At 68.6% G+C, this 24,874-nt stretch carries 21 protein-coding genes; 15 read left to right on the top strand and 6 right to left on the bottom strand.

From position 1 onward, the window contains the following. From AOZ53_RS30900 to rfaE2, 5 genes are all read left to right on the top strand, one after another. Positions 1-763: Tim44 domain-containing protein (locus tag AOZ53_RS30900; protein ID WP_054490776.1), on the top strand; the 763-nt coding region annotated here is incomplete at its 5' end. A gap of 195 nt (positions 764-958) precedes the next feature. After that, positions 959-1,597: a ubiquinone biosynthesis accessory factor UbiJ gene (locus tag AOZ53_RS30905; protein ID WP_054433153.1), complete on the top strand. Its 639-nt coding sequence runs from the start codon at positions 959-961 to the stop codon at positions 1,595-1,597. A gap of 3 nt (positions 1,598-1,600) precedes the next feature. Further along, complete coding sequence (gene ubiB / locus AOZ53_RS30910) at positions 1,601-3,154, top strand: ubiquinone biosynthesis regulatory protein kinase UbiB (RefSeq protein ID WP_054490778.1); 1,554 nt, start codon at positions 1,601-1,603, stop codon at positions 3,152-3,154. Positions 3,155-3,335: 181 nt separating this feature from the next. After that, positions 3,336-4,214, top strand: a complete 879-nt coding sequence (locus AOZ53_RS30915) for a ferritin family protein (protein ID WP_054433155.1) — start codon at positions 3,336-3,338, stop codon at positions 4,212-4,214. A 90-nt stretch (positions 4,215-4,304) separates the two neighbouring features. After that, positions 4,305-4,793, top strand: a complete 489-nt coding sequence (gene rfaE2 / locus AOZ53_RS30920; protein ID WP_054433156.1) for a D-glycero-beta-D-manno-heptose 1-phosphate adenylyltransferase — start codon at positions 4,305-4,307, stop codon at positions 4,791-4,793. A gap of 13 nt (positions 4,794-4,806) precedes the next feature. Here the strand turns inward: rfaE2 and AOZ53_RS30925 are convergent, their stop codons facing one another. From AOZ53_RS30925 to AOZ53_RS30950, 6 genes are all read right to left on the bottom strand, one after another. Further along, positions 4,807-6,138 (bottom strand): TolC family outer membrane protein, encoded by a 1,332-nt coding sequence (locus AOZ53_RS30925; RefSeq protein ID WP_054433157.1) that lies wholly within the window; start codon positions 6,136-6,138, stop codon positions 4,807-4,809. Positions 6,139-6,248: 110 nt separating this feature from the next. Next, positions 6,249-6,929 (bottom strand): protein-L-isoaspartate O-methyltransferase family protein, encoded by a 681-nt coding sequence (locus AOZ53_RS30930; protein ID WP_006386870.1) that lies wholly within the window; start codon positions 6,927-6,929, stop codon positions 6,249-6,251. Positions 6,930-7,046: 117 nt separating this feature from the next. Next, positions 7,047-7,889 carry a bifunctional hydroxymethylpyrimidine kinase/phosphomethylpyrimidine kinase gene (thiD, locus tag AOZ53_RS30935; protein WP_054433158.1) on the bottom strand — a complete coding sequence of 281 codons (843 nt, stop codon included), beginning with the start codon at positions 7,887-7,889 and terminating at the stop codon, positions 7,047-7,049. After that, on the bottom strand, positions 7,886-8,695 hold the full coding sequence (locus AOZ53_RS30940; protein WP_006386872.1) for a thiazole synthase: 810 nt from the start codon (positions 8,693-8,695) through the stop codon (positions 7,886-7,888). The genes thiD and AOZ53_RS30940 overlap by 4 nt, the downstream gene beginning before the upstream one ends. A gap of 253 nt (positions 8,696-8,948) precedes the next feature. Next, positions 8,949-9,881, bottom strand: a complete 933-nt coding sequence (locus AOZ53_RS30945; protein ID WP_054490780.1) for a cobalamin-binding protein — start codon at positions 9,879-9,881, stop codon at positions 8,949-8,951. A 54-nt stretch (positions 9,882-9,935) separates the two neighbouring features. Continuing rightward, positions 9,936-11,972: a TonB-dependent receptor gene (locus AOZ53_RS30950; protein WP_054433160.1), complete on the bottom strand. Its 2,037-nt coding sequence runs from the start codon at positions 11,970-11,972 to the stop codon at positions 9,936-9,938. 449 nt (positions 11,973-12,421) lie between these two features. Between AOZ53_RS30950 and metH the strand changes: the two genes are divergently transcribed. The 10 genes from metH to AOZ53_RS31000 form a co-directional block, all read left to right on the top strand. Beyond that, on the top strand, positions 12,422-16,195 hold the full coding sequence (gene metH / locus AOZ53_RS30955; protein ID WP_054490782.1) for a methionine synthase: 3,774 nt from the start codon (positions 12,422-12,424) through the stop codon (positions 16,193-16,195). A gap of 179 nt (positions 16,196-16,374) precedes the next feature. Further along, positions 16,375-17,103, top strand: coding sequence for a FadR/GntR family transcriptional regulator (locus AOZ53_RS30960; protein ID WP_054433161.1), 729 nt, complete (start codon positions 16,375-16,377; stop codon positions 17,101-17,103). Positions 17,104-17,186: 83 nt separating this feature from the next. After that, positions 17,187-18,053 (top strand): substrate-binding periplasmic protein, encoded by an 867-nt coding sequence (locus AOZ53_RS30965; RefSeq protein WP_054490784.1) that lies wholly within the window; start codon positions 17,187-17,189, stop codon positions 18,051-18,053. 132 nt (positions 18,054-18,185) lie between these two features. Next, positions 18,186-19,019 carry a substrate-binding periplasmic protein gene (locus tag AOZ53_RS30970; protein ID WP_054433163.1) on the top strand — a complete coding sequence of 278 codons (834 nt, stop codon included), beginning with the start codon at positions 18,186-18,188 and terminating at the stop codon, positions 19,017-19,019. Positions 19,020-19,031: 12 nt separating this feature from the next. Continuing rightward, entirely contained in the window at positions 19,032-20,069 is a 1,038-nt protein-coding gene (locus tag AOZ53_RS30975; RefSeq protein ID WP_054490786.1) for an L-idonate 5-dehydrogenase, read from the top strand. A gap of 33 nt (positions 20,070-20,102) precedes the next feature. After that, positions 20,103-20,768, top strand: coding sequence for an amino acid ABC transporter permease (locus AOZ53_RS30980; protein ID WP_054490788.1), 666 nt, complete (start codon positions 20,103-20,105; stop codon positions 20,766-20,768). Beyond that, positions 20,765-21,424: an amino acid ABC transporter permease gene (locus AOZ53_RS30985; RefSeq protein ID WP_006392648.1), complete on the top strand. Its 660-nt coding sequence runs from the start codon at positions 20,765-20,767 to the stop codon at positions 21,422-21,424. Before AOZ53_RS30980 ends, AOZ53_RS30985 begins: the two co-directional genes overlap by 4 nt. A gap of 122 nt (positions 21,425-21,546) precedes the next feature. Beyond that, positions 21,547-22,278: an amino acid ABC transporter ATP-binding protein gene (locus AOZ53_RS30990; protein ID WP_054433255.1), complete on the top strand. Its 732-nt coding sequence runs from the start codon at positions 21,547-21,549 to the stop codon at positions 22,276-22,278. 28 nt (positions 22,279-22,306) lie between these two features. Beyond that, positions 22,307-23,518, top strand: coding sequence for a D-mannonate dehydratase ManD (gene manD / locus AOZ53_RS30995; RefSeq protein WP_054477808.1), 1,212 nt, complete (start codon positions 22,307-22,309; stop codon positions 23,516-23,518). Then, positions 23,506-24,874, top strand: a 1,369-nt coding sequence (locus tag AOZ53_RS31000; protein ID WP_054490790.1) for a mannitol dehydrogenase family protein, incomplete at its 3' end; no start/stop codon positions are given. The genes manD and AOZ53_RS31000, both read left to right, overlap by 13 nt.

Consider the following 24,874-nt stretch of genomic DNA (forward strand, 5'->3'; position numbering starts at 1 on the left):
GGGCGCGGCCGCCAAGAGCGGCGCGTCGCGCTGGCTCGGCCCGATCGCCGGCATCGCCGCCGGCCTGGGCATCGCCGCCCTGCTCTCGAGCATGGGCCTGTCGGGCGCCTTCGCCGAGTTCCTGTCGTCCGCGCTGCTGATCGCCGTGGTCGTGTTCGCCGTGATGTTCATCATCCGCCGCCTGCGTGGCGCCGCGCCGCGTCCGGCCACCCAGGGCGCCTTTGGCGGCGCCAACAACGCGCCTGGCGAGCCGCAGCAGCAGCCCATGTGGCGTGAAACGCTGAAGCCGGCCACGCCGGCGGCCGCGCCGATCGCTGCCGTGGCCGCCGCGGAGCCGGTTGCCGCGATGCCCAAGGCGGGCGACGACAACAACTGGTTCGTGCCGGGTGATTTCGATACGCCCAACTTCCTGAAGCAGGCCAAGGACCAGTTCGTGCGCATCCAGGCCGTGTGGGACAGCGGCAGCACCGACCGCCTGCGCGACTACCTGACCGACGACCTCATCACCGAGCTCAAGCCGCAACTGACCGAGCGCGGCGCGGCCCCCAACAAGACCGAAGTGGTGCTGTTGAACGCCGAGCTGCTGGGCATCGAGACGGTGTCCGACGGCCACCTGGCCAGCGTGCGCTTCTCGGGCATGCTGCGCGAGGCGCCGGGCGCCGAAGCCTTCCGCTTCGAGGAAGTCTGGAACCTGTTCAAGCCCGCCAACGGCGGCTGGCTGCTGGCCGGCATCCAGCAGATCCCGGTGGAATTCGCCAGCTGATCCGGCTGGCGCCATCCCCCTGCTATCGCGGCGGCCTTGCGGCCGTCCGCCACAACCGGCCCCTCAGGGCCGGTTTTTCCATGCGCGGGCGCAAACCGCGTCCAGACTGTCCGGAACACACCCCCATCCAACCCGTTACACTCCCGATTTACCCATCAACTTCGTCATCCCCGTTTCGCGGGGCCGCGGACCGTCATGTTGCCTTTTTCGTTTCTGCCCACTCCTGCACGGCTGGCCGTCGGCGCGCTCAACACCCTGTTGAAGCGTGAAGACTGGGCGCGCGAACGCCTGGCCCGTCACGCCGGCAAGACCGTGCGTTTCGCGCTGGGCGGCTTCACCCTGGGCCTGACCATCGACAGCGAGGGCCTGGCGTCCCAGGCCGATGCGGCGGTGGCGCCCGACGTGACCCTGACGGTGGCGCCCGAGAAGCTGCCGCTGCCGCGCCTGGGCGCGGGCGGCGAGGCGCCCGACTTCGCCGAGGCCACGCACATTTCCGGCGACGCCGCGCTGGCGCAGGTGGTGGCGGACCTGTCCAAGCAACTGCGCTGGGACCCGGAAGACAGCCTGGCCCGGCTGGTGGGCGACATTCCCGCGCTGCGCATCGCCGGCGGGCTGCGCGCGGCCGCCGGCGGCGCGCGCCAGGCCGGCCAGCGCATGGCCGAGAATGTGTCCGAATACCTGGCCGAGGAAAGCGGCATGCTGCTGGGCCGCCCGGCGCTGGAGCAGTGGCGCCTGGACCTGGCCGAGTTGAACGCCCGCGCCGACGCGCTGGCGCGCTCGGCCGCCGCCCTGCAATCCCGACTGGCCACGGCCGCCGCCAAGCGAGGCGCCTGACCCATGTTCCCTTTGCTGCGCCTGCTTCGCATCATCCTGGTTTCGCTGCGCTACGGTCTGGACGAGCTGGTGCTGTCCAGCCTGAACCATCCGCTGGCGACCTGCCTGCTGCGCGTCATCCGCCTGGGCACCCGGCCGCGCAAGCCGCGCGGCCTGCGGCTGCGCCTGGCGCTGGAGTCGCTGGGCCCGATCTTCGTGAAGTTCGGCCAGGTGCTGTCCACCCGCCGCGACCTGATCCCCGCCGACATCGCCAACGAGCTGGCGCTGCTGCAGGACCGCGTGCCGCCGTTCCCGTCGGCCCAGGCCGCCGCCTGCATCGAGGCCGCGCTGGGCGCGCCGCCCGAAAAGCTGTTCGCGCAGTTCCAGGTCGACCCGGTGGCGTCGGCCTCCATCGCGCAGGTGCACTTCGCGGTGCTGCACGACGGCCGCGAGGTGGCGGTCAAGGTGCTGCGCCCGGGCATGCTCAGCATCATCGAGAAAGACCTGTCGCTGCTCAAGATCGTGGCCCGCATCATCGAGCGCCTGGGCGCCGATGGCCGCCGGCTCAAGCCGCGCGAGGTGGTGGCCGAGTTCGACAAGTACCTGCACGACGAGCTCGACCTGGTGCGCGAGGCCTCCAACTGCAGCCAGCTGCGCCGCAACTTCGGCCCGGAATCCGGCCGCGGCGACATGCTGATGGTGCCCGAGGTCATCTGGGAATACACCGCGTCCACGGTCTTCACCATGCAGCGCATGTACGGCGTGCCGGTGGGCCAGGTCGAGCGCATGCGCGCCGCCGGCATCGACATCCCGACCCTGGCGCGCACCGGCGTCGAGATCTTCTTCACCCAGGTGTTCACCGACGGCTTCTTCCACGCCGACATGCACCCGGGCAACATCTACGTGTCCGACCGGCCCGAGACGCTGGGCAGCTACATCGCCCTGGACTTCGGCATCGTCGGCTCGCTGTCGGAATTCGACAAGAACTACCTGGCGCAGAACTTCCTGGCCTTCTTCCACCGCGACTACCGCCGCGTGGCGCAGTTGCACATCGAGTCCGGCTGGGTGCCGCCGGATACGCGCGAGGAAGAGCTGGAGGGCGCGGTGCGCGCCGTCTGCGAACCCTATTTTGACCGGCCGTTGTCCGAGATTTCGCTGGGCCAGGTGCTGTTGCGCCTGTTCCAGACCTCGCGCCGGTTCAATGTGGAGATCCAGCCGCAGCTGGTGCTGCTGCAGAAGACGTTGCTGAACGTCGAAGGCCTGGGGCGGCAGCTCGACCCCAACCTGGATCTCTGGAAGACCGCCAAGCCCTACCTGGAACGCTGGATGCGTCAGCGCGTCGGGTTCAAGGGCCTGCGGCAGAGCCTGGAAAAAGAAGCCGCGCAGTGGTCGCAAATGCTGCCGGCGCTTCCCAGGCTGGTCCACGACCATCTGAACCGCCCGAACCTCTCGCCGGCGCTGCTGGCCGAGATGGTGCAGTTGCGGCGGGCCCAGCAGCAGAGCAACCGGCTGATCGCGGCGCTGGTTGGCGTGCTGGCCCTGGGTATCGGGGTGACGTTGTGGGCATTGACCCGATAGGCGGCGCGATGGTGTAAGGGCGATCCTCCTGTCATGTTTCATTCATGAAACGGTCATCATAGCTTCGCGGGAGACGGCGAAAAATAGCGCTGCGGCGGCCAATGCAGCGTCACGCCGGCAAGCGCGTGCGCCATTCATTAATTTCTATAGCCCCACAGCGGGACGAAAACAAGGGCAGAACATGCTTTATCCTGAACTCTTCAAGACCATGGAAGCGGTGCGCTGGAACATGGCGCACGATATTCCCTGGGGCGACTTCGATCGCAGCAAGCTCTCGGACGAGCAGGCGCACACGATCAAGATGAACGCCATCACCGAATGGGCCGCATTGCCGGCCACCGAGATGTTCCTGCGCGACAATCGCGGCGACAGCGATTTCTGCGCGTTCATGTCGGTGTGGTTCTTCGAAGAACAGAAGCATTCCCTGGTGCTGATCGAGTACCTGCGCCGCTTCCGTCCCGACCTGGTGCCCACCGAGGAAGAACTGCACAACGTGCGCTTCGAATTCGACGTCGCGCCCGAGCTGGAAACGCTGATGCTGCACTTCTGCGGCGAGGTGCGCCTGAACCACTGGTACCGCCGCGCCGCCGAATGGCACACCGAGCCGGTCATCAAGTCCATCTACAAGACCGTGGCGCAGGACGAGGCCCGCCATGCCGGCGCCTACCTGCAGTACATGCGCCGCGCGCTGCACAACCGCGGCGAGGACACCAGCGTGCAGGCGCGCCTGGCGTTCTCCAAGATCGGCGTGCTGATGGCCTCGGCCGGCCGCACCCAGCAGGCGCTGCACCCGACCAACCTGCACGTCAACAAGGACCTGTTCCCCAACGATACGGTGCAGTCGCGCCTGCCCGAGCCGGGCTGGCTGGAACACTGGCTGGACAGCCAGATCCGCTTCGACGGCGTCTGGGAACAGAAGGTCGCCACGCGCATCCTGCACATCCTGTCCAAGCTGATGGACCGCAGCTTCGAGACGGTCAAGGACCTGAACCGCTACCGCAAGGAAATGACCGCGCTGGTGGTGCCCAAGGAAAAGGAAATCATCCTGGCCGGCGCCTGATCCGGCGGGAGGGCGGCGCGCGCCGGCCCCGGCCGGGGCGCGCCCGCTGAAGGGCGACGGCGGCCGCGGCCGCCGTCGTACAATCGCGGCATGTCAGCCGCCCGTTTCGAATCCAAAGTCCTGTCCCGCGACGACTGCGTCGCCGCCGTAGCCGCCGGCCGCCTGCCGCGGCCGCTGGTGTTCACCAATGGCGTCTTCGACATCCTGCATCGGGGCCACGCCACCTATCTGGACCAGGCCGCCCAGCTGGGCGCCACGCTGGTCGTGGCGGTCAATACCGATGAATCGGTGCGGCGTCTGGGCAAGGGCGACGAGCGTCCCCTGAACCGCATGGAAGACCGCGCCGCGCTGCTGGCGGCGCTGGGCTTCGTCACGGTGGTCACCTCGTTCCACGAGGACACGCCCGAGGCCCTGATCGGCCAGCTCAAGCCGGACCTGATCGTCAAGGGCGGCGACTACGACATGGAAAAACTGCCCGAAACCGCCCTGGTCAAGTCCTGGGGCGGCCGCGCGGTGGCGATTCCGTTCGAGTTCGAGCGTTCCACCACGGCGCTGGTCAAGAAGATCCAGGGCGCCTGAGGCGGCGCCGCGCTCAGCGCGGCTCGCGCAGCAGCCGGTTGATGGCGTCCAGGTCGGACTCGACCAGGATGCCGCTGGTGGCCTTCAGGCGCAGTCCCGACAGCACCGTGCTGTAGCGCGCCAGCGCCAGGTCGCGCTGGGTGGCGTAGAGCTGTTGCTGGGCGTTGAGCACGTCCAGGTTGATGCGCACGCCCACTTCATAGCCGGTGCGGTTGGCCTCGACCGCGGCGCGGCTGGATTTCTCGCCGGCTTCGAGCGCCTGGATGCGCGCCAGCCCGCTGGTGACGCCGGTGTAGTACTGGCGCGCGGCCTGCACCGCCTGGCGCCGCGCCGCCTCGAAATCGTAGCGGGCCTTCTGTTCGAGCTGCACCTTCTCGGTGACCTGCGAGGACACCCCGCCGCCCGAATACAACGGAATCGACAGCACCACGCCGATGGTGCTGTCGATCGGCTTGCCCGGCGTGGCGTTGCGCATCACCGCGTCGCTGGCGCTGCCGCTGGTGGCGCGCAGGTTCAGGGTGGGGTAGTGGCCGCTCTTGGCGATCTGGATCTGGCGTCCGGCGATGCGGGTCAGCAGCTGGGCGCGCAGCACGTCCAGGCTGGAGGATTCGGCCTGGTTGCTCCAGTCGGCCACGCGGGCCGGCTGCGGCGCCGGCAGTTGCACGCCCTGCGGCAGCTCGGCCAGCGCGCCGGGCGGGCCGCCGATGATCTTGGCCAGCTCGTCGCGGCGCACATCCAGGTCGTTCTGCAGGCGCAGTTCCTGCGCCACCACCAGGTCGTAGCGGGCCTGGGCCTCGTAGGTGTCGGTGATGGTGGCGTTGCCGAGCTCGAAATTGCGCTTGGCGGACTCCAGCTGGCCGGCCACGGCGGCCTTCTCGGCCTCGGTCGCGGTCAGGGTGTCCTGGGCGTACAGCACGTTGAAATAGGCGTCGGCCACGCGCAGCAGCAAGTCCTGGTAGGCCTGCTGCAGCTGCACTTCGACATCGGCGACGATCAGCTTGGACTGTTCGTAGTTCTGCCAGCGGCCCCAGTCGAACAGCGGCTGCGTCAGCGCCAGGTCCCAGACGCCGCGGCCGCCGCTGTAGGCCATGTTCAGGCCGCGGGTGCTGCGGGTTTCCTGGTAGGCGCCGCCGACGCCGGCCGAGACTTCGGGCAGCAGCAGGGCGCGCGCCTGCGGCTCTTTTTCGAGGCCGGCGCGATAGTTGGCGCGGGCCGCGGCGTAGATGGGATCGTTGCCGAGGGCGGATTGCCACACCTGCAACAGGTTCTGCGCGCACGCGACAGACGGGCCGACACTTGCGGCGGAGGTAAAAACCAGTAAAGCCGTAAGCAGTCGGACGCGCATGATCTGTCAGGAGGTGGGGTGCTGCTCCAGGGAGTCGGGGTCTGGGGTCCGGTATCCGGCCCACGGACGCGGGCCGGAAGGGCGGGGCCGTGGGGCGCCGCCGTCGGGACTCAGAACTTGAACTGCGACACCGTGGCGCCGCGCAGGGGCTTGATGACCGTTTCGAACAGATTGACGGTCTCGAAGCTGGCGGCGGTGGTGCGGGTGATGCGACAGGCCGTCATGACGGGGGCCTGGCCGACGACGACGACCAGGCGGCCGCCGACGCGCAGTTGGTACTTGAGCGCGTCCGGCACGACCGGCACCGAGCCGGTCACCAGGATCGCGTCGTATTCGGTGGAGCCCCAGCCGTTGCGGCCGTCGCCGGTCTCGACCTTGACGTTGGTGACGTTGTTCATCTGCAGGTTCTGCTGCGCGAACGTGACCAGGCGGCTGTCGATCTCGACCGAGGTGACCTGTTGCGCCAGGTAGCCCAGCAGCGCGGCCTGGTAGCCGGAGCCGGTGCCGATTTCCAGCACACAGTCGGACTTGCTCAGTTGCAGTTCCTGGGCCAGGCGGGCTTCGACCTTGGGGGCGAGCATGGTCTGGCGGGTGTTGACCGCGTTGATTTCCAGCGGCAGTTCCAGGTCGGAAAACGCCAGGGCGCGCAGCGCCGGCGGAACGAACTGTTCGCGGCGCACATCGAACAGCGCTTGCAGCACGTTGGCGTCCAGGACGTCCCACGGGCGGATCTGCTGTTCCACCATGTTGAAGCGGGCTTGTTCTACGTCGGGCAGGGTCGAAGCGTTCATGACGGTCAGGAAAAAAGCGGAGGAATCAGCTGACCATTGTACCGATTCGTAGCGTCCTGTGACGCGGCGGGGCGGACCGACTGGTTACAGAGGGGAAATCGGACCCGCCCGCCGGGCTCACCACCAGGCGTGGAAGTGGTGCACCGGGCCGTGGCCGGAGCCGACCGACAGGCGCTCGGCGTGGCGGATGGCCTCGGTCAGGTAGGCCTTGGCGCGGCGCGCCGCCTCGGGCACGTCCTCGACCTGCGGCAGCAGGGCGGCCAGGGCGGCCGACAGGGTGCAGCCGGTGCCGTGGGTGTTGGCGGTCTCGATGCGGTGGCCGGGCAGCTCGATCATGCGGTCGCCGTCGTGCAGCAGGTCGATGGTGTCGTTGCCGGGCAGGTGGCCGCCCTTGACCATGACCCAGCGCTGGCCCGAATGCGCCAGCTTGTTGCGCAGGCGCTCGGCCACGCGCCGCATTTCCTTGACCGTCTCCACCGGGCGCTCTTCCAGCAGCACGCCGGCCTCGGGCAGGTTCGGGGTCAGCAGCGTGGCCTGAGGCAGCAGGGCCTCGCGCATGGCGCCGACGGCGTCGCGTTCCAGCAGCAGGTCGCCGCTCTTGGCCACCATGACCGGGTCCAGCACGACGTGGGCCGGGGTCCACTTGGCCAGCTTCTCGGCCACCACCTGGATCACCGGCTGCTGGCCCAGCATGCCGATCTTGACCGCGTCGATGCGCACGTCGGCGAACAGGGTGTCGATCTGCTGGCCGACGAAGGCCGGCGGCACCGGCGAGATGCCGGTGACGCCCTGGGTGTTCTGGGCGGTGAGCGCGGCGATCACGGCGCAGCCATAGGCGCCCAGGGCGCTCATGGCCTTGACGTCGGCCAGGATGCCGGCGCCGCCGGACGGGTCGACGCCGGCGATGGTCAGCGCGTTGGGGATCTGGCGGCCGTTGGCGGCCGGCTGGCGGCTGCTCATTTGGCGGCGCCGGGGGCGGCGGTGATCAGGCCTTCGGTGGGCGAGCTGGGCGCGCCGCTGTAGAGCTTTTTCGGCATGCGGCCGGCCAGGAAGGCCTCGCGGCCGGACTCGACGCCCTTTTTCATGGCGCTGGCCATCAGCACCGGGTCGCGCGCGGCGGCGATGGCGGTGTTCATCAGCACGGCGTCGCAGCCCAGTTCCATGGCGATGGCGGCGTCCGAGGCGGTGCCCACGCCGGCGTCCACCACCACCGGCACGCGCGCCTGGTCGATGATCAGGCGCAGATTCCAGGGGTTCAGGATGCCCATGCCGGAGCCGATCAGCGAGGCCAGCGGCATCACGGCCACGGCGCCCATGTCTTCGAGCATGCGGCACTGGATGGGATCGTCGGTGCAATAGACCATGACCTGGAAGCCCTCATCCACCAGCGTCTTGGTGGCCTTGAGGGTTTCGGGCATGTTGGGGAACAGCGTGTGCGGATCGCCCAGCACTTCCAGCTTGACCAGGGCGTGGCCGTCCAGCAGCTCGCGCGCCAGGCGCAGCGTGCGCACGGCGTCGTCGGCCGAGTAGCAGCCGGCGGTGTTGGGCAGCAGCGTGAACTTGGACATCGGCACGTAGTCGAGCAGGTTGGGCTCGCCCGGGTTCTGGCCGATGTTGGTGCGGCGGATGGCGACCGTGACGATCTCCGTGCCGCTGGCGTCCAGCGCGGCGCGGGTCTGTTCGAAATCCTTGTACTTGCCGGTGCCGACGAGCAGGCGCGACGAGTAGGCGCGGCCGGCGATGGTGAGAGTGTCTTGAGTGGTCATGGCGGTGTGTCAAAGGGCGGGCGCGCGCTGCGGAACCCGCGGGGGCTGGCTGATCATCGGGCGGATCAACGGGTTGATCACGGTTAGCCGAATCATAAAGCACGGGGCGGCGTGTCAGTCCCCGTGGCGGGGCCGCGGCGTTCCAGAAATCGCGCTTGCCGCGCAGCCATGCGGCGCGCGAATGACCGGGTCGCGGACAGGGGTATCCCGGACGGCCCCGGCGGCGCGGGGGCGGCCGCGCGTGTCGGGATGCCTAGGGCTGGCGCAGCCGGTCCAGGTCCGCGCACAGCTGCTCGGCCGCGTCGACCAGGCGCGGGCCGGGGCGGTAGAGCGCGTCGGCGTCGATGCCGTAGACGTGGCCGGCCTGCGCGGCCGGCAGGCCCATGGCGCGCCAGGCGGCCAGGTTGCGGGCGGTGTCGGCGGGCGCGGAGACGCCGGCCAGCACCGCGTCGGGACGCGCCGCCAGCACGCTTTCCAGGCCGACCTGCGGCGCCACCACGGGCGCGTCGCCGAACACGTTGACGCCGCCGCACAGGCGCAGCGCGTCGCTGACGATGCTGGCGTGGTTCAGGGTGTAGATGGGGTCCAGGCCCGCCTGCACGAAGACCCGCACCGGCGCGCGGCCGGCGTAGCGCGCGGCCAGCGCATCGAGGCGCGCGCGCAGGGCCTGGGCGGCGGGGCCGGCCTGCGCCTCGGTGCCGAACAGCACGCCCAGGCGTTCGACCGCGTCGGGAATGGCCGCCAGCGTCTGCGGGTCGCTGTAGTAGACCGCCACGCCCAGCTTGTCCATCACGCGCGCCAGCGGCGCGGCGGCGGACGGTTGCCAGGCGATGATCAGGTCGGGCCGGGTGGCGGCCACGCGTTCGGGGTCGGGCTGGGTGCCGTCGCCGATGACCGGCAGGGCGCGGGCGGCGGGCGGGTAGTCGCTGCCGCGGATGGTGGCGACCAGGTAGGCGCCGGCGCCGGCCGCGTAGACCAGCTCGGTGGCGTGCGGCGCGAGGGTCACCGCGCGCCGCGCCGGGGCGGCCAGGGTGACGTCGCGGCCGCGGTCGTCGCGCGCGTGGATCGCCGCCGGGGTTTCGACCGAGGGCGTGGCTGCAGTCTTGGCCGAGGTGTCGGCCGCCGCCGGCCCCGGGGCGCACAACAGCCCCAGGACGGCGAACGGAAGGGCGCGGACGAAGGTCATGCGGTGGCTCGATACGGTCGGCGTGGAGGAACGCCGACTATATCGGATCGCCGCTTAGTAGCGCACCGTGAGGGAGGCGTAGAAGTTGCGGCCGGGCGCGGGGTACAGGTTGTACGGGCCGGTTTCCCCCAGGCTGCCGCTGCGGATGCCGTAGGTGGCGTATTTGCGGTCCAGGATGTTGTTCACGCCCACCGCGCCCTCGATGTTGCGGGTGAACTTGTACGCGACCTTGGTGTTGAACAGCACGTAGGCGTCCATCTGCTTGTCGAATTCGTTGGCCTGGTCGTTGTCCAGGCGCGACTTGCCGACGTATTGCGCGGCCACGTTCCACAGGAACGCATCCGTGGGACGCCAGGTCACGCCGGCATTGGCCAGCCACTTCGGCGCCATCGGCACGGTCTTGCCGGCCAGGTCGACCCCGTTGTAGGTGCCCGAGCGGAACTGCGCTTCCATCCAGGTCAGGTTGGCATCCAGCGTCACGCCGCGGACGATCTCATGATGGCCTTCGAGTTCGATGCCTTGGCGGCGGGTCGGATCCAGGTTGACGTTGGCGCCGAACATGTCGGCCAGCGGGTTGTACTGGATTTCGTTGGTCAGGTCATAGCGGAACCACGACAGGCGGGCGCTGCTGCGTTCCGATTGCCAGGTCACGCCCAGTTCCTTGTCGGTGGAGGTTTGGGGCGCCAGCGGGTTCTGCACCCACAGCAATTCGTCGCTGTTGGCCAGGCGGAAGCTGCGGCCGACCTTGCCGTACACGCCGAAACCGCTGCTCAGGTCCTGGCGCACGCCCAACTGCCAGGCGGTCAGGTGGTGGCCGCTGTCCGACGGATTGCCGCCGGTACCGGACAGGATTTCCAGCTTGTCCGAGGCGTACTGGCGGCGCACGCCCATGGTGATGTTGGTGCTTTCGGTGGCGCGGATCTGGCCTTCGGCGAACAGCCCGTATTGATGCTGGCGCGATTGCATCTTGGACTGGATCGGATCGTAGTAGGCATCCTGCGTGACCGTGCTCCTGGACTCCAGCGCATCGGCGCCGAACACGACGCTGTGGCCGCCGGCGATCGGCAGGCGGTAGCGCAGGCTGGCGCTGTTTTCTTCCAGCTTCTGGTCGCGCAGCGTGTCGCCGCCGCCATCGAACATGCCGGGCGCGGTGTAGGTCAGGCCGTGCAGCTTCTTGTTGCGGCTGGCCAGGTCGGCGTAGAGCGTGCCGACGCCCAGCGCCTGTTCGAGCTGCAGGCCGATGGTGGTCGAGGTGGACTTGATGAAGTCGGCGTCGTTCTTGGCGCCGCGGCGATCGTCCTGGTACTGGTTCAGGCCGGTGAGCGGATTGATCTGGCGCGGGCCGGGCAGTTCCAGGCGCTGCGTGGTGGTGTTGCCGTACAGGCGGATCGAGCCGTCCGCATGGCGCAAGGTGATGCCACCGCCGCCGCCTTCGCGGGTTTCGGCGTTGTTGTCACGGTAGCCGTCGCTGTGCAGCGACTGCATGTAGGCGTCCACGCCCACTTTCTGGTTGTTCAGGGCCACTGCGGCGTCGTACTGGCGCAGGCCGTAGCTGCCGAAGGTGGCGGTGGCGCGGGCCGTGACCGGTTCCTTGGCGAAGTCCTTGCGGGTGATGATGTTGATCACGCCGCCGGTGGCGCCGCCGCCGTATTGCACCGAGCCGCTGCCGCGCACGATTTCGACGCGCTCGACCTGGTCCAGCGGCACCACGCCCAGGTTGGGGGCGGACAGGTCGTTGGGGTTCTGCTTGACGCCGTCGATCATGATCAGCGTATTGCTGGCGCCGGTCACGCCGAAGCCGCGCAGGTCGACCATGGCGCCGTCGGACGAGCCGGAGTTGTTGATCAGGTGGATGCCGGCCTGCGTCGACAGCAGGTCCTGCATGGTGCGGGCGCTGCTGGCGGCGATGTCTTCGGCGGTGATGACCGAGATCGACACGGGCAGGGTGCGGCCGTCCGTCGGCACGCGCTGGGCGGTGACGGTGATGCTGTCGAGTTCGGGGGCGGGGGTGGCGGCTTGCTGGGCGGCGGACAGGGCCGGGGCGGAGCAGAGCAGGGCGCCGGCATAGCGCCGGATGGAGCGGGATTTCATCTACAAGACCTCGATGCGACCCGCGACCCCGCAGGTCAATCACGATGGGGAGGAAACCCGGGCCACGCCGCAATCCCTGGGGAGCGGGCGCCGGACGGGCGTCCTGGCGATCGAACAGGCCGGTATCGGGCTGCCATGGGCGCATCGCGCGCATGGGGACCGTTGCGGGGGCAGCACAGGCTGGATGTCCGGGCCGGCGGGCCTTGTGGGCGGCGGGGCGGATGTCTTCCTGTTTCCCGTTTACCTTTCGCGCGCGGACCGGCAAGTGTTGCGTTCTTGCCTGTCCCTGTGCGCCGAAAGCACCGGTTCGGGGCCGAAACTGTATCACCGGAGGGCGAAACAGGGCCTGTTTTGTTACGATCAGGGGTTGATTTTTCGGCCTTTATCGCTTTTTAGCGACATTTGCCCGGCCGCTTTCGTTGCCCAACCCCCTCCTTTCGGACCTGAACGTGTCGTATCCCCGCCTGCCTTATCCGCCCGAGAGCTTCACCCGCGGCGGCGACTTCGCCCGTCTGCTCGGCCAGCGCATCCTGATCCTGGACGGGGCGATGGGCACGATGATCCAGCGCTACAAGCTGGGCGAGGCCGATTTCCGCGGCGAGCGCTTCGCCGAGCATGGCAAGGACCTGAAGGGCGACAACGAACTGCTGTCGCTGGTGCGGCCGGACGTGATCTCGGAGATCCACCGCCAGTACCTGGAAGCCGGCGCCGACGTCATCGAGACCAACACCTTCGGCGCCACCTCGATCGCCCAGGGCGACTACGACCTGCCGGAACTGGCCTACGAACTGAACCTGGTGTCGGCGCGGCTGGCGCGCGAGGCCTGTGACCAGTACAGCACGCCGGACAAGCCGCGCTTCGTGGCCGGCGCGCTCGGCCCGCAGCCCAAGACGGCGTCGATCTCGCCCGACGTGAACGACCCGGGCGCCCGCAACGTCACCTTCGACGAGCTGCGCGTCGCCTACATTGAACAGCTCAACGGCCTGCTGGACGGCGGCATCGACATCGTCCTGATCGAAACCATCTTCGACACGCTCAACGCCAAGGCGGCGATCTTCGCCACCGAGGAAGTGTTCGAGCAGCGCGGCATCCGCCTGCCGGTGATGATCTCGGGCACCGTCACCGACGCCTCCGGCCGCATCCTGTCGGGCCAGACCGTCGAGGCCTTCTGGAACTCGGTGCGCCATGCGCGTCCGGTCACCATCGGCCTGAACTGCGCGCTGGGCGCGGCGCTGATGCGCCCGTACGTGGCCGAGCTGTCCAAGATCTGCGACACCTACGTCTGCGTGTACCCCAACGCCGGCCTGCCCAACCCGATGGCCGAGACCGGCTTCGACGAGACGCCGGCCGACACCTCGGCGCTGCTGGAGGAATTCGCCCGCGCCGGGCTGGTGAACATGTCGGGCGGCTGCTGCGGCACCACGCCCGACCATATCCGCGCGATTGCCGACAAGGTCACGGCGCTGACGCCGCGGGTGGTGCCGGACATCCCGGTCAAGACCCGCCTGTCGGGCCTGGAGCCGCTCAATATCGACGAAGACACGCTGTACGTGAACGTGGGCGAACGCACCAACGTCACGGGCAGCAAGATGTTCGCGCGCCTGATCCGCGAAGAGAAGTACGACGAGGCGCTGGCCGTGGCCCGCCAGCAGGTCGAGAACGGCGCGCAGATCATCGACATCAACATGGACGAGGCCATGCTGGATTCGGTGGCGTGCATGCACCGCTTCCTGAACCTGATCGCCTCCGAGCCGGACATCGCCCGCGTGCCGGTGATGATCGACAGCTCCAAGTGGGACGTCATCGAGACCGGCCTGAAGTGCGTGCAGGGCAAGCCGGTGGTCAACTCGATCTCGATGAAGGAAGGCCTGGAGCCGTTCCGCCACCACGCCCGCCTGTGCCGCCGCTACGGCGCGGCGGTGGTGGTGATGGCGTTCGACGAACTGGGCCAGGCCGATACGCTGGAGCGCCGCAAGGAAATCTGCGGCCGCGCCTACAAGATCCTGGTCGAGGAAGAGGGCTTCCCGCCGGAAGACATCATTTTCGATCCCAACGTGTTCGCGGTCGCCACCGGCATCGACGAGCACAACCACTACGCCGTCGACTTCATCGAAGGCACGCGCTGGATCCGCGAGAACCTGCCCCACGCCCGCATCTCGGGCGGCGTGTCGAACGTGAGCTTCTCGTTCCGCGGCAACGAGCCGATGCGCGAGGCCATCCACACCGTGTTCCTGTATTACGCGGTCAAGGAAGGCATGACGATGGGCATCGTCAACGCCGGCCAGCTGGGCGTGTACGCGGACCTCGATCCCAAGCTGCGCGATCTGGTCGAGGACGTGGTGCTGGACCGCGCCGAACCGGTCGGCAAGACCGACCCGGCCGACGAACGCACGCCGACCGAGCGCCTGGTGCAGTTCGCCGACACGGTGAAGGGCTCGGGCGCCAAGAAGGAAGAAGACCTGGCCTGGCGCAATGCCGAAGTCGAGGCGCGCCTGTCGCACGCGCTGGTGCATGGCATCACCGCCTTCATCGTCGAGGACACCGAAGAGGTGCGCCAGAAGATCGCCGCGCGCGGCGGCCGTCCGATCGAGGTGATCGAAGGCCCGCTGATGGACGGCATGAACGTGGTCGGCGACCTGTTCGGCGAGGGCAAGATGTTCCTGCCGCAGGTGGTGAAGTCGGCGCGCGTGATGAAGCAGGCCGTGGCCCACCTGATCCCCTTCATCGAAGAGGAAAAGCGCCAGATCGCGGCCGCCGGCGGCGACGTGCGCGCCAAGGGCAAGATCGTCATCGCCACGGTCAAGGGCGATGTGCACGACATCGGCAAGAACATCGTGTCGGTGGTCCTGCAGTGCAATAACTTCGAAGTGGTGAACATGGGCGTGATGGTGCCCTGCGCCCAGATCCTGGAGAAGGCCAAGGAAGAGAACGCCGACATCGTCGGCCTGTCCGGCCTGATCACGCCCAGCCTGGAAGAGATGGCCTACGTCGCCTCGGAAATGCAGCGCGACGAGTATTTCCGCAGCCGCAAGGTGCCGCTGATGATCGGCGGCGCCACCACCAGCCGCGTGCACACCGCCGTCAAGATCGCGCCCAACTACGAAGGCCCGGTGATCTACGTGCCGGACGCCAGCCGTTCGGTGGGCGTAGCCACCAGCCTGATGTCCGACCAGTCGGACGCCTACCTGGCGGAGCTGGCCGAGGAATACGAGGACGTGCGCCGACGCCACGCCAACCGCAAGGCCACGCCGATCCTGCCGCTGGCCGAGGCGCGCGCCTCGCGCCCGCAGATCGACTGGGACAGCTACACGCCGCCGCGCCCCAAGTTCATCGGCCGCCGCACCTTCAAGAGCTATGACCTGGCCGAGATTGCCAAGTATGTGGACTGGGGCCCGTTCTTCCAGACCTGGAGCCTGTTCGGGCCGTTCCCGGCGATCCTGGACGACAAGGTGGTGGGCGAGCAGGCGCGCAAGGTCTACGCCGACGGCCAGGCCATGATGAAGCGCATCGTCGAGGGCCGCTGGCTCACCGCCAACGGCGTGGTCGGCTTCTACCCGGCCAACAGCGTCAACGACGAGGACATCGAGGTCTACAAGGACGAGAGCCGCAGCGAGGTGCTGTTCACCTACCGCAACCTGCGCCAGCAGGGCGCCAAGCGCGAGGGCGTCAGCAACAAGTCGCTGTCGGACTTCATCGCGCCGAAGTCCAGCGGCAAGCTGGACTACATCGGCATGTTCGCGGTGACGGCGGGCCTGGGCATCGAGAAGAAGGAAGCCGAGTTCGAGAAGGCGCTGGACGACTACTCCAGCATCATGCTGAAGTCGCTGGCCGACCGCCTGGCCGAAGCCTTCGCCGAATGCCTGCACGCCCGCGTGCGCCAGGACCTGTGGGGCTATGCCGCCGACGAGGCGCTGTCCAACGATGACATGATCGCCGAGAAGTACGTCGGCATCCGCCCGGCGCCCGGCTATCCGGCCTGCCCGGAACACGTGGTCAAGACCGACATGTTCCGCGTGCTGGACGGCGCCGACATCGGCATGATGCTGACCGACAGCTACGCCATGTTCCCGGCCTCGAGCGTGTCGGGCTTCTACTTCAGCCATCCGCAGTCGCAGTACTTCAACGTCGGCATCATCGGCGAAGACCAGTTGCAGGACTACGCCGCGCGCAGCGGCCGCAGCATCGAGGACCTCAAGCGCACCCTGGCGCCGAACCTGGGCTGAGGCGGCCCGCGCCGCCGCGCCGGGCCCGCCCGGCATTCCAGCGCCACCCCAGCGCCGCCCCGGCTCGTCCGGCGCGGCGCTTTGTTTTATTCGGACGGTTTACCAAATGGATAGTGGTAAACCATGATGCGACAAATTGGTAAACCAAATAATATTTGGTCCAACCACTTTCAACCGACATGACACTACAACTGATTCCCAAGCCCGAAGAACCCGCCGGCAAGCCGGTGGCCGACCGCGCCTACCTGCGGCTGGCCGCGCAGATCCAGGCGCTGGTGGCGCAGGGCGAGTTCGCGGTGGGCAAGCGCCTGCCGGCCGAGCGCGCGCTGGCCGAGCGCTTCGACGTCAGCCGCACCTCGCTGCGCGAGGCCATCATCGCGCTGGAACTGCAGGGCGTGGTGGAAGTGCGCGGCGGCTCGGGCATCTATGTCTGTGAACCGCGTCCGGGCGTGGCGCGGCTGCCGACCGCGCAGGAGCCGGGCGCGGGGCCGTTCGAGCTGCTGCGCGCGCGCTGCCTGGTCGAATCGGAAATCGCCGCGCTGGCGGCCAGCACCCGCAACGATGCCGACCTGGATCGCATCTTCGAGGCGCTGACCACCATGCGCGAGCAGATGATGCACAAGGAAGAAAACCAGGAGGCCGACCGCCGTTTCCACCTGTACATCGCGCAGTCCACCGGCAACAGCGTGCTGCTGGGCACCGTGACGGCGATGTGGGACCAGGCGCAAGGCCCCATCTGGGAAAAGATCGAACAGCATTTCCATACGCAGGAATTGCGCCAGGCGTCGCAGGAAGACCACCAGCGCATCTTCAGCGCGCTGGTGGCGCGCGATGCGGATGGCGCGCGGCAGGCGATGCGCAATCACCTCGAACGCGTGATCGGCGAGTTCGCGCAGGGGTGGCGTTGACGTAGTACCGGCAGGCGGCCCCCGGCAGAGCGCGGAAGATACCGCGCCCCGGAACCGGGCGACACACATCAGGAGACAACAGGATGCAGCAAAGGAACAAGGGGAGCCGCGCCTGGCACAGGGCGGCGGCGATGCTGTCGGCGTGCGCGCTGGCGGCCTATGCGCTGACTGCGCCGGCGATGGCGCAGGAAGCGCCCGCGGCGGGCCAGAGCGCGCGCATCGATGCGATCCGCAAGGCGGGCGAGCTGCGCGTCGGCGTGCTGCAGAACGCGCCCTGGCTGCTGCAGGACGTGTCCGGCAAGGGCGGCGAGGGTTGGAGCGGTCCGGCCTGGCTGCTGGCCAAGGAATACGCCCGCCTGCTGGGCGTGAAGCTGACGCCGGTGCAGGTCTCGCACGAGACCAAGGTGCCGGTGCTGGCGGCCAATCAGGTCGACATGACCATCAGCCCGCTGGCCGAGACGCCGGAGCGCCTGAAAGTGGTCGACTTCGTGCTGTATTCGTCCACCAGCGTCTGCATGTTCGGCCTGGCGTCCAATGCCAAGGTGGCCGCGGCCAAGTCGGTCGATGACCTGAACCGGCCCGGCGTCACCATCGCCTATTTCACCGGCGGCGCCGAGGAGGCCTGGGTCAAGCAGCGCTTTCCCAACGCCACGCTGCGCGCCGTGGCCAACTCGGGCGCCACCGCGCCGATCGAGGAAATCATGGCCAAGCGCGCCGACGCGGCGCCGATCAATCGCGTGCCCTGGGTCGGCCTGAGCCGCAAGGTGCGCGGCCTGACCGTGCTGCCCGCCGAGGCCAACTGCCAGCAGAGCACCGAAAAGGCCTCGCCGGTGGGCCTGGCGATCGACAAGAACCAACCCGAATACCTGGCCTGGCTGCGGCAGGTGGCCGCCGGCATGAAGACGCGCCTGGACGCCGACGAAATGCGCATCATCGAACAGACCCCGTAGGCCGCTCCGGCCTTTTCCCCACCCCACTGGATTCACCGACCACGCGCAAGGCGCGCGGCCCGGGCGACTGCCCGCGGCCACGCGCGTCCGCATCCGGCGTTCGCCGCCGGGCTTCCCTCCAAGGAGACCGCAATGCAACCGTCCTTCCTCACCCGCTTCGCCGCCGCCGCCCTGCTGTTGGCCGGCGCCGCCACCGCCCAGGCGCAGACGCCGCCCGCGCCCGGCGAGAGCCCGCGCATCGACGCCATCCGCAAGGCTGGCGTGCTGCGCGTGGGCGTGGTCAACAACCCGCCGTGGCTGGTGCAGAACACCACCGGCTCGGGCGAGCCCTGGATGGGCTCGTCGTGGCTGCTGGGCAAGGAATTCGCGCGCCTGCTGGACGTGAAGATCGTGCCGGTGCAGGTCAGCCACGAAACCAAGGTGCCGGCGCTGATCGCCAACCAGATGGACATCATGATCGGGCCGCTGAACCAGAACGCCGAGCGCGCCAAGATCATCGACTTCGTCACGTTCTCGAACACCAGCGTCTGCATGTTCGGCCTGGCGTCCAACCCCAAGTTCACCAACGCCACCAAGGTCGAGGACTTCAACCAGCCCGGCATCACCATGGCCTACTTCTCGGGCGCGGGCGAAGAGCCGCTGGTGCTGGAGAACTTCCCCAAGGCCAAGCTGCGCGGCGTGACCAACTCGGGTTCGGTGGCGCCGATCGAGGAAGTGCTGGCGGGCCGCTCGGACGTGGCGCCGCTGAACCGCATGCTGTGGCCCAACATCAGCAAGAAGGTCAAGGGCCTGGCCGTGTTCCCCAAGGAAAACGACTGCCAGGACAGCAAGATCTTCGCGATCGACGCGGGCATGGGCGTGGCCAAGAACCAGCCGGTGTACCTGGAGTGGCTGCGCAAGGTGGAAGCGCGCATGCATCCGGAACTGGTGGCCGAAGAGCGCCGCATGACCCAGACCCTGAAGTAAGGCGGACCCATCATGCTCAATTGCGCAATCCATGGGGCCGAAGACCTGCGGCTGGTCGAGCAGGCGCCCGAACCGCTGGGTCCGACGCAGGTGCGCGTCGGCGTCAAGGCGGTCGGAATCTGCGGTTCGGACCTGCATTACTACCGCCACGGCCGGGTCGGCGATTTCATCATCCGCGAACCGCTGACGCCGGGCCACGAGGCCTCGGGCCAGGTGCTGGAGGTCGGTTCGGCGGTCACCGCCGTCAAGCCCGGCGACCGCGTGGCGCTGGACCCGGCGCGCACCTGCGGCGTGTGCCGCTATTGCCGCCAGGGCGATTCCAATCACTGCGAGGCGGTGTTCTTCTTCGGCAGCGCCAGCCGCTATCCGCACATGCAGGGCGCGATGCGCGAGCAGGTGGTGGTACAGGAAAAGCAGTGCGTGCCGGTGCCGGACAGCCTGTCGTTCGAGCTGGCCGCCTTCGGCGAGCCGCTGGCAGTGGCGCTGCACGCGGTGCGCAGCGCCGGCACGCTGCTGGGCAAGACGGTGATGGTGGTGGGCGCCGGGCCGATCGGCGCGCTGGTGCTGATGGCGGCGCGCCTGGCCGGCGCCAGCCAGGTCATCGTGGTCGATATCGTCGACCAGACCCTGGCGACCTGCGCCAAGGTCGGCGCCACGCGCACCATCAACGCCGCCGCCGAGTCGGCCGCGCTGGACGAACTGGCGGCGGGCAAGGGCACGGTCGATGTGTGCTTCGAAGCCTCCGGCAACTATGCCGGGCTGGCCAACTGCATCCGCGCCACGCGGCCGCGCGGCACCATCGTCACGGTCGGCACGCTGGGGGGCAGCAGCGAGCAGTGCCCGTTCAACCAGATCATGGTCAAGAGCCTGAACGTCGTCGGCAGCTTCCGCTTCGTCGATGAATACGCCTGGGCGGTGGACTACCTGGGCCGCGGCCTGGTGGACGTCGCGCCGCTGCTGACGGCGGCGGTGCCGGCGCGCCAGGCGCACGAGGCCTTCGCGCTGGCGGCGGACCGGCGCCAGGCCATGAAAGTGATGGTGACGTTCTGAGCCCGCCCGGGCTCGTGTCGGCACGGAGATTCCATGGATTTCGATTTTTCCCCCATCGTCGATAACTGGCGCTTCTTCGCCAGCGGCCTGGGCATCACGGTGGCGCTGAGCGCCGTCACGGCGGTGTCCAGCATCCTGCTGGGCCTGGTGATCGCGCTGTTGCGCCTGTACGGGCCGCGCTGGCTGCGGGTGCTGCTGGTGTTCTACATCGACAGCATGCGCGCCATCCCGGTGCTGGTGGTGCTGGTGTGGATCTACTTCGCCTTCCCGCTGCTGGCCGGCGTGACCTTCGCGCCGTTCTGGGCGGCGCTGGTGGCGTTGACGCTGCACATCGCGGCCTACTCGGCCGAGGTGATCCGCGCCGGCATCGAGTCGGTGCGGCCGGGGCAGATGCGCGCCGGCCTGGCGCTCGGCATGTCGCGGGCCCAGGCGCTGCGCGAGATCATCCTGCCGCAGGCCACCATCCGCATGCTGCCGGCCTTCGGCTCGGTGCTGACGGTGGCGATCAAGGACACCGCCATCGCCACGGTGATCGCGGTGCCCGAACTGATGCACAAGGCCGAGACGATCGCCGGGCAGAGCTACCGGCCGATCGAGGTGTTCACCGCGGTGATCGTGGCGTACTTCGTGATCCTGTTCCCGGTGACGCGCGGCGTGGACCGGCTGTACCAACGTTACGCACACCTGGGGCGCTCATGAATCTGGACTGGGGAATTATCTGGGACTCGCGCCAGGTGTTGCTGCAGGGCGCGGCCATGACCGTGATGCTGACGGTGGTGACGATGGCGCTGGCGGTGCCGGGCGGCATGGTGCTGGCGCTGATGCGGCTGTCGTCGAACCGCGTGGCCAACGGCGTGGCGGTGGCGATCGTCGAGTTCTTCCGCAACCTGCCGCTGATCCTGGTGATCTATTGGGCGTTCTACGTGATGCCGATGGCGCTGGACGTGCAGTTCTCGGCGGTGACCACGGCGCTGGTGGCGCTGGTGCTGAATGTGTCGGCCTACAACTCGGAAACCTTCCGCGCCGGCATCAATTCGATCCGCAAGGGCCAGATGGAAGCGGCGCTGGCGATGGGCATGTCGCGCCGCCAGGCCATGTTCAAGGTGCTGGTGCCGCAGGCGGCGCGGCGCATCCTGCCGGTGCTGGCCAGCACCTGGATCTCGCTGTTCAAGGACACCTCGCTGGTGTCGGTGATCGCCGTCAGCGAGCTGGCCTATGCCTCGATGCAGGTGCGCGCGCAGAGCTTCCGCGTGCTGGAAATGCTGACCGCGATGGCGGTGATCTATTGGCTGATGGGCTATCCGCAGGCCAAGCTGGTCGACTGGATCCACCGCAAATACGGAGTCAAGGAGTGAAAGAGATGATCCTGGAACAAGTGGCCGGCACGACCGGCGCGGCGGTGGCCGCGGCAACGGCCGCCGCAGCAACGGCTGCCGCAGCAACGGCTGCCGCACGCAAGGGCGCCGATCAGCCGCCGGTGCTGGTGTACGAGCACGTGCGCAAGGTTTTTGGCGATTTCGTGGCGTTGAACGACGTCTCGCTGCAGGTCAACAAGGGCGAGGTGATGTGCCTGATCGGCCCGTCCGGTTCGGGCAAGTCCACGCTCCTGCGCTGCACCAACGCGCTCGAGAAGATCGACGGCGGCCGCGTGCTGCTGGACGGCGTGGCGGTGCCGGAGGCCGAGTCCGAGGTGCGCAAGGTGCGCCAGCGCATGGGCATGGTGTTCCAGAGCTTCGAGCTGTTCCCGCACAAGTCGGCGCTGGACAACGTCGCCATGGGGCCCATCACCGTGCTCGGCATGGCGCCGGAACAGGCGCGGGCCCGCGCCATGGCGCTGCTGGAGAAGGTCGGCCTGGCCGCCAAGGCCGGCAACTTTCCCGCCAACCTGTCCGGCGGCCAGCAGCAGCGCGTGGCGATCGCCCGCGCGCTGGCGATGGAGCCGGAAGTGATGCTGTTCGACGAGCCGACCTCGGCGCTCGACCCCGAGACCGTGGGCGAGGTGTTGAACGTCATGAAGAAGCTCGCGCAGGAAGGCATGACCATGATCGTGGTCACGCATGAAATGAGTTTCGCGCGGCGCGTGGCCAACTGGGTGGTGGTGTTCGAGAACGGCGCCATCCTGGAACAGGGCCCGCCCGCGCAGATTTTCGACAACCCGCAGGTCGCCCGTACCCGCGACTTCCTCAGCCACCTGGGCTGGGAAGGCTGAACACCCTCCCGTTTTCACGGAATCCATGATGAAAATTACGAACGCACGCGTCATTGTTTGTTCGCCGGGCCGCAATTTCGTGACCCTGAAGATCGAGACCGACCAGGGCCTGACCGGCATCGGCGATGCCACCCTGAACGGACGCGAGCTGGCCGTGGCGGCCTACCTGACCGAACACGTGGTGCCTTGCCTGATCGGCCGCGACGCGCACCAGATCGAGGACATCTGGCAATACCTGTACAAGGGCGCCTACTGGCGCCGCGGCCCGGTCACGATGACCGCCATCGCCGCGGTCGACACCGCGCTGTGGGACCTGAAGGCCAAGGCCGCCGGCCTGCCGCTGTACCAGCTGCTGGGCGGCAAGAGCCGCACCGGGGTGATGGTCTACGGCCACGCCAACGGCAGCGACATCGAGCACACCGTCGACGAGGTGCTGCGCTATGCCGACATGGGCTACCGCGCGATCCGCGCGCAGAGCGGCGTGCCGGGGCTGGACAAGGTCTACGGCGTGGGCCGCGGCAACCTGTTCTACGAACCCGCCGACGCCGACCTGCCGAGCGAGCACGACTGGTCCACCGAGAAGTACCTGCAGCACACGCCCAAGCTGTTCGATCGCATCCGCGAAAAGCTCGGCTTCGAGCATCACCTGCTGCACGACGTGCACCACCGCCTGACGCCGATCGAGGCCGGCCGCCTGGGCAAGTCGCTGGAGCCGTACAACCTGTTCTGGATGGAGGACGCCACGCCGGCCGAGAACCAGGAGGCCTTCCGCCTGATCCGCCAGCACACCACCACGCCGCTGGCGGTGGGCGAGATCTTCAATTCGATCTGGGACTGCAAGGACCTGGTGCAGAACCAGTTGATCGACTACATCCGGACTACCGTGGTGCACGCGGGCGGCATCACCCACCTGCGCCGCATCGCGGACCTGGCCTCGCTGTACCAGGTGCGCACCGGCTGCCATGGCGCCACCGACCTGTCGCCGGTGTGCATGGGCGCGGCGCTGCACTTCGACCTGTGGGTGCCGAACTTCGGCATCCAGGAATACATGCGCCACACCGAGGAGACGGACGCGGTGTTCCCGCACGCCTACACCTTCTCGCAGGGCATGCTGTATCCGGGCGACGTGCCGGGCCACGGCGTGGACATCGACGAGAAGCTGGCCGCCAAGTATCCGTACAAGCGCGCCTACCTGCCGGTGAACCGGCTGCAGCAGGACGGCACGTTATGGAACTGGTAGCCCCCGCGGCCGTCCGGCTGCATCCGGCGCGCCTGCAGGCGCTGGCGCCGGGCGTGGCGCGGCCGGCCTATGACCGCGGCGCCTTGCGCGCCGGCATCGTGCACCTGGGGCTGGGCGCGTTCGCGCGTGGCCACCTGGCGGCGGTGAACGAAGCGGCCATCCATGCCAGCGGCGATCCGCGCTGGGGCATTTGCGGCGTGTCGCTGCGGCAGGCCGATACCCGCGACGCGCTGGCGCCGCAGGACGGGCTGTACACGCTGGCGCTGCGCAGCGCCGACGCCGAGGGCCGGCCGCAAGCGCGGCTGGCCGTGATCGGCTGCCTGCTGGAAACGCTGGTGGCGCCGGAGGATCCGCAGGCGGTGCTGGCGCGCATCGCCAGTCCGTATACGCGCATCGTCAGTCTGACCGTGACCGAGAAAGGCTATTGCCACGATCCGGCCAGCGGCGCGCTGAACCTGGCGCATCCCGACATCGTGCACGACCTGGGGCAGCCGCTGGCGCCGCGCAGCACCATCGGATTCCTGGTCTGGGGGCTGCAGCGCCGCCGCGCGGCGGGCCTGGGGCCGGTGACGCTGCTGTCGCTGGACAACCTGCCCAGTAACGGCCATCTGTTGCGCGGCCTGGTGCTGGCGTTCGCCGCGCAGGTGGACGCGCGGCTGGCCGAATGGATCGGCCAGTCCTGCACCTTCCCGTGCTCGATGGTGGACCGCATCGTGCCGCGCACCACCGACGAGGACCGCGCCGCCGTGGCGCAGGCGCTGGGCATGACGGACGCCTGGCCGGTGCAGGCCGAGCCGTTCCTGGAGTGGGTGGTGGAAGACCACTTTGCCGCCGACCGGCCGGACTGGGCCGCCGGCGGGGCGCGCTTCGCCGCCGAGGCCGCGCCGTTCGAGACGCTCAAGCTGCGCATGGTCAACGGCGCGCATTCTGCGCTGGCCTATCTGTCGGTGATGGCGGGTTGGGCCACGGTGGACCAGGCGGTGGCGCAGCCGGCGCTGCGGCGCTATCTGGCCGACCTGATGCGCACCGAGATCGCGCCGACCCTGCCGGCCTTGCCCGGCCTGGATCTGGCGGCTTATCAGGAGCGGCTGTTGCAACGCTACGCCAATCCGGCGCTGCGGCACCAGACGCGGCAGATCGCCATGGACGGATCGCAGAAGATGCCGCAGCGCCTGCTGGGCACGGTGCGGGCGCGGCTGGCGGCGGACCGGCCGATCACCGGGCTGGCGCTGGCGCTGGCCGGCTGGCTGCATTTCCTGCGCGGGGTCGATCAGGCCGGCCGGCGCTATCCGATCGAGGACCCGCTGGCCGAGACGCTGGCGCAGCGGCTGACGCGGGCCGAAGCGGCGGGGGGCG

This window comes from Achromobacter sp. 2789STDY5608621, from assembly GCF_001299375.1.
GTDB lineage: Bacteria > Pseudomonadota > Gammaproteobacteria > Burkholderiales > Burkholderiaceae_B > Achromobacter > Achromobacter insuavis.

Coding starts and splice junctions, on each gene's coding strand:
- AOZ53_RS30905 (WP_054433153.1), top strand. CDS start 959: ATGTTGCCTTTTTCGTTTCTGCCCACTCCTGCACGGCTGGCCGTCGGC.
- ubiB (WP_054490778.1), top strand. CDS start 1,601: ATGTTCCCTTTGCTGCGCCTGCTTCGCATCATCCTGGTTTCGCTGCGC.
- AOZ53_RS30915 (WP_054433155.1), top strand. CDS start 3,336: ATGCTTTATCCTGAACTCTTCAAGACCATGGAAGCGGTGCGCTGGAAC.
- rfaE2 (WP_054433156.1), top strand. CDS start 4,305: ATGTCAGCCGCCCGTTTCGAATCCAAAGTCCTGTCCCGCGACGACTGC.
- AOZ53_RS30925 (WP_054433157.1), bottom strand. CDS start 6,138: ATGCGCGTCCGACTGCTTACGGCTTTACTGGTTTTTACCTCCGCCGCA.
- AOZ53_RS30930 (WP_006386870.1), bottom strand. CDS start 6,929: ATGAACGCTTCGACCCTGCCCGACGTAGAACAAGCCCGCTTCAACATG.
- thiD (WP_054433158.1), bottom strand. CDS start 7,889: ATGAGCAGCCGCCAGCCGGCCGCCAACGGCCGCCAGATCCCCAACGCG.
- AOZ53_RS30940 (WP_006386872.1), bottom strand. CDS start 8,695: ATGACCACTCAAGACACTCTCACCATCGCCGGCCGCGCCTACTCGTCG.
- AOZ53_RS30945 (WP_054490780.1), bottom strand. CDS start 9,881: ATGACCTTCGTCCGCGCCCTTCCGTTCGCCGTCCTGGGGCTGTTGTGC.
- AOZ53_RS30950 (WP_054433160.1), bottom strand. CDS start 11,972: ATGAAATCCCGCTCCATCCGGCGCTATGCCGGCGCCCTGCTCTGCTCC.
- AOZ53_RS30960 (WP_054433161.1), top strand. CDS start 16,375: ATGACACTACAACTGATTCCCAAGCCCGAAGAACCCGCCGGCAAGCCG.
- AOZ53_RS30965 (WP_054490784.1), top strand. CDS start 17,187: ATGCAGCAAAGGAACAAGGGGAGCCGCGCCTGGCACAGGGCGGCGGCG.
- AOZ53_RS30970 (WP_054433163.1), top strand. CDS start 18,186: ATGCAACCGTCCTTCCTCACCCGCTTCGCCGCCGCCGCCCTGCTGTTG.
- AOZ53_RS30975 (WP_054490786.1), top strand. CDS start 19,032: ATGCTCAATTGCGCAATCCATGGGGCCGAAGACCTGCGGCTGGTCGAG.
- AOZ53_RS30980 (WP_054490788.1), top strand. CDS start 20,103: ATGGATTTCGATTTTTCCCCCATCGTCGATAACTGGCGCTTCTTCGCC.
- AOZ53_RS30985 (WP_006392648.1), top strand. CDS start 20,765: ATGAATCTGGACTGGGGAATTATCTGGGACTCGCGCCAGGTGTTGCTG.
- manD (WP_054477808.1), top strand. CDS start 22,307: ATGAAAATTACGAACGCACGCGTCATTGTTTGTTCGCCGGGCCGCAAT.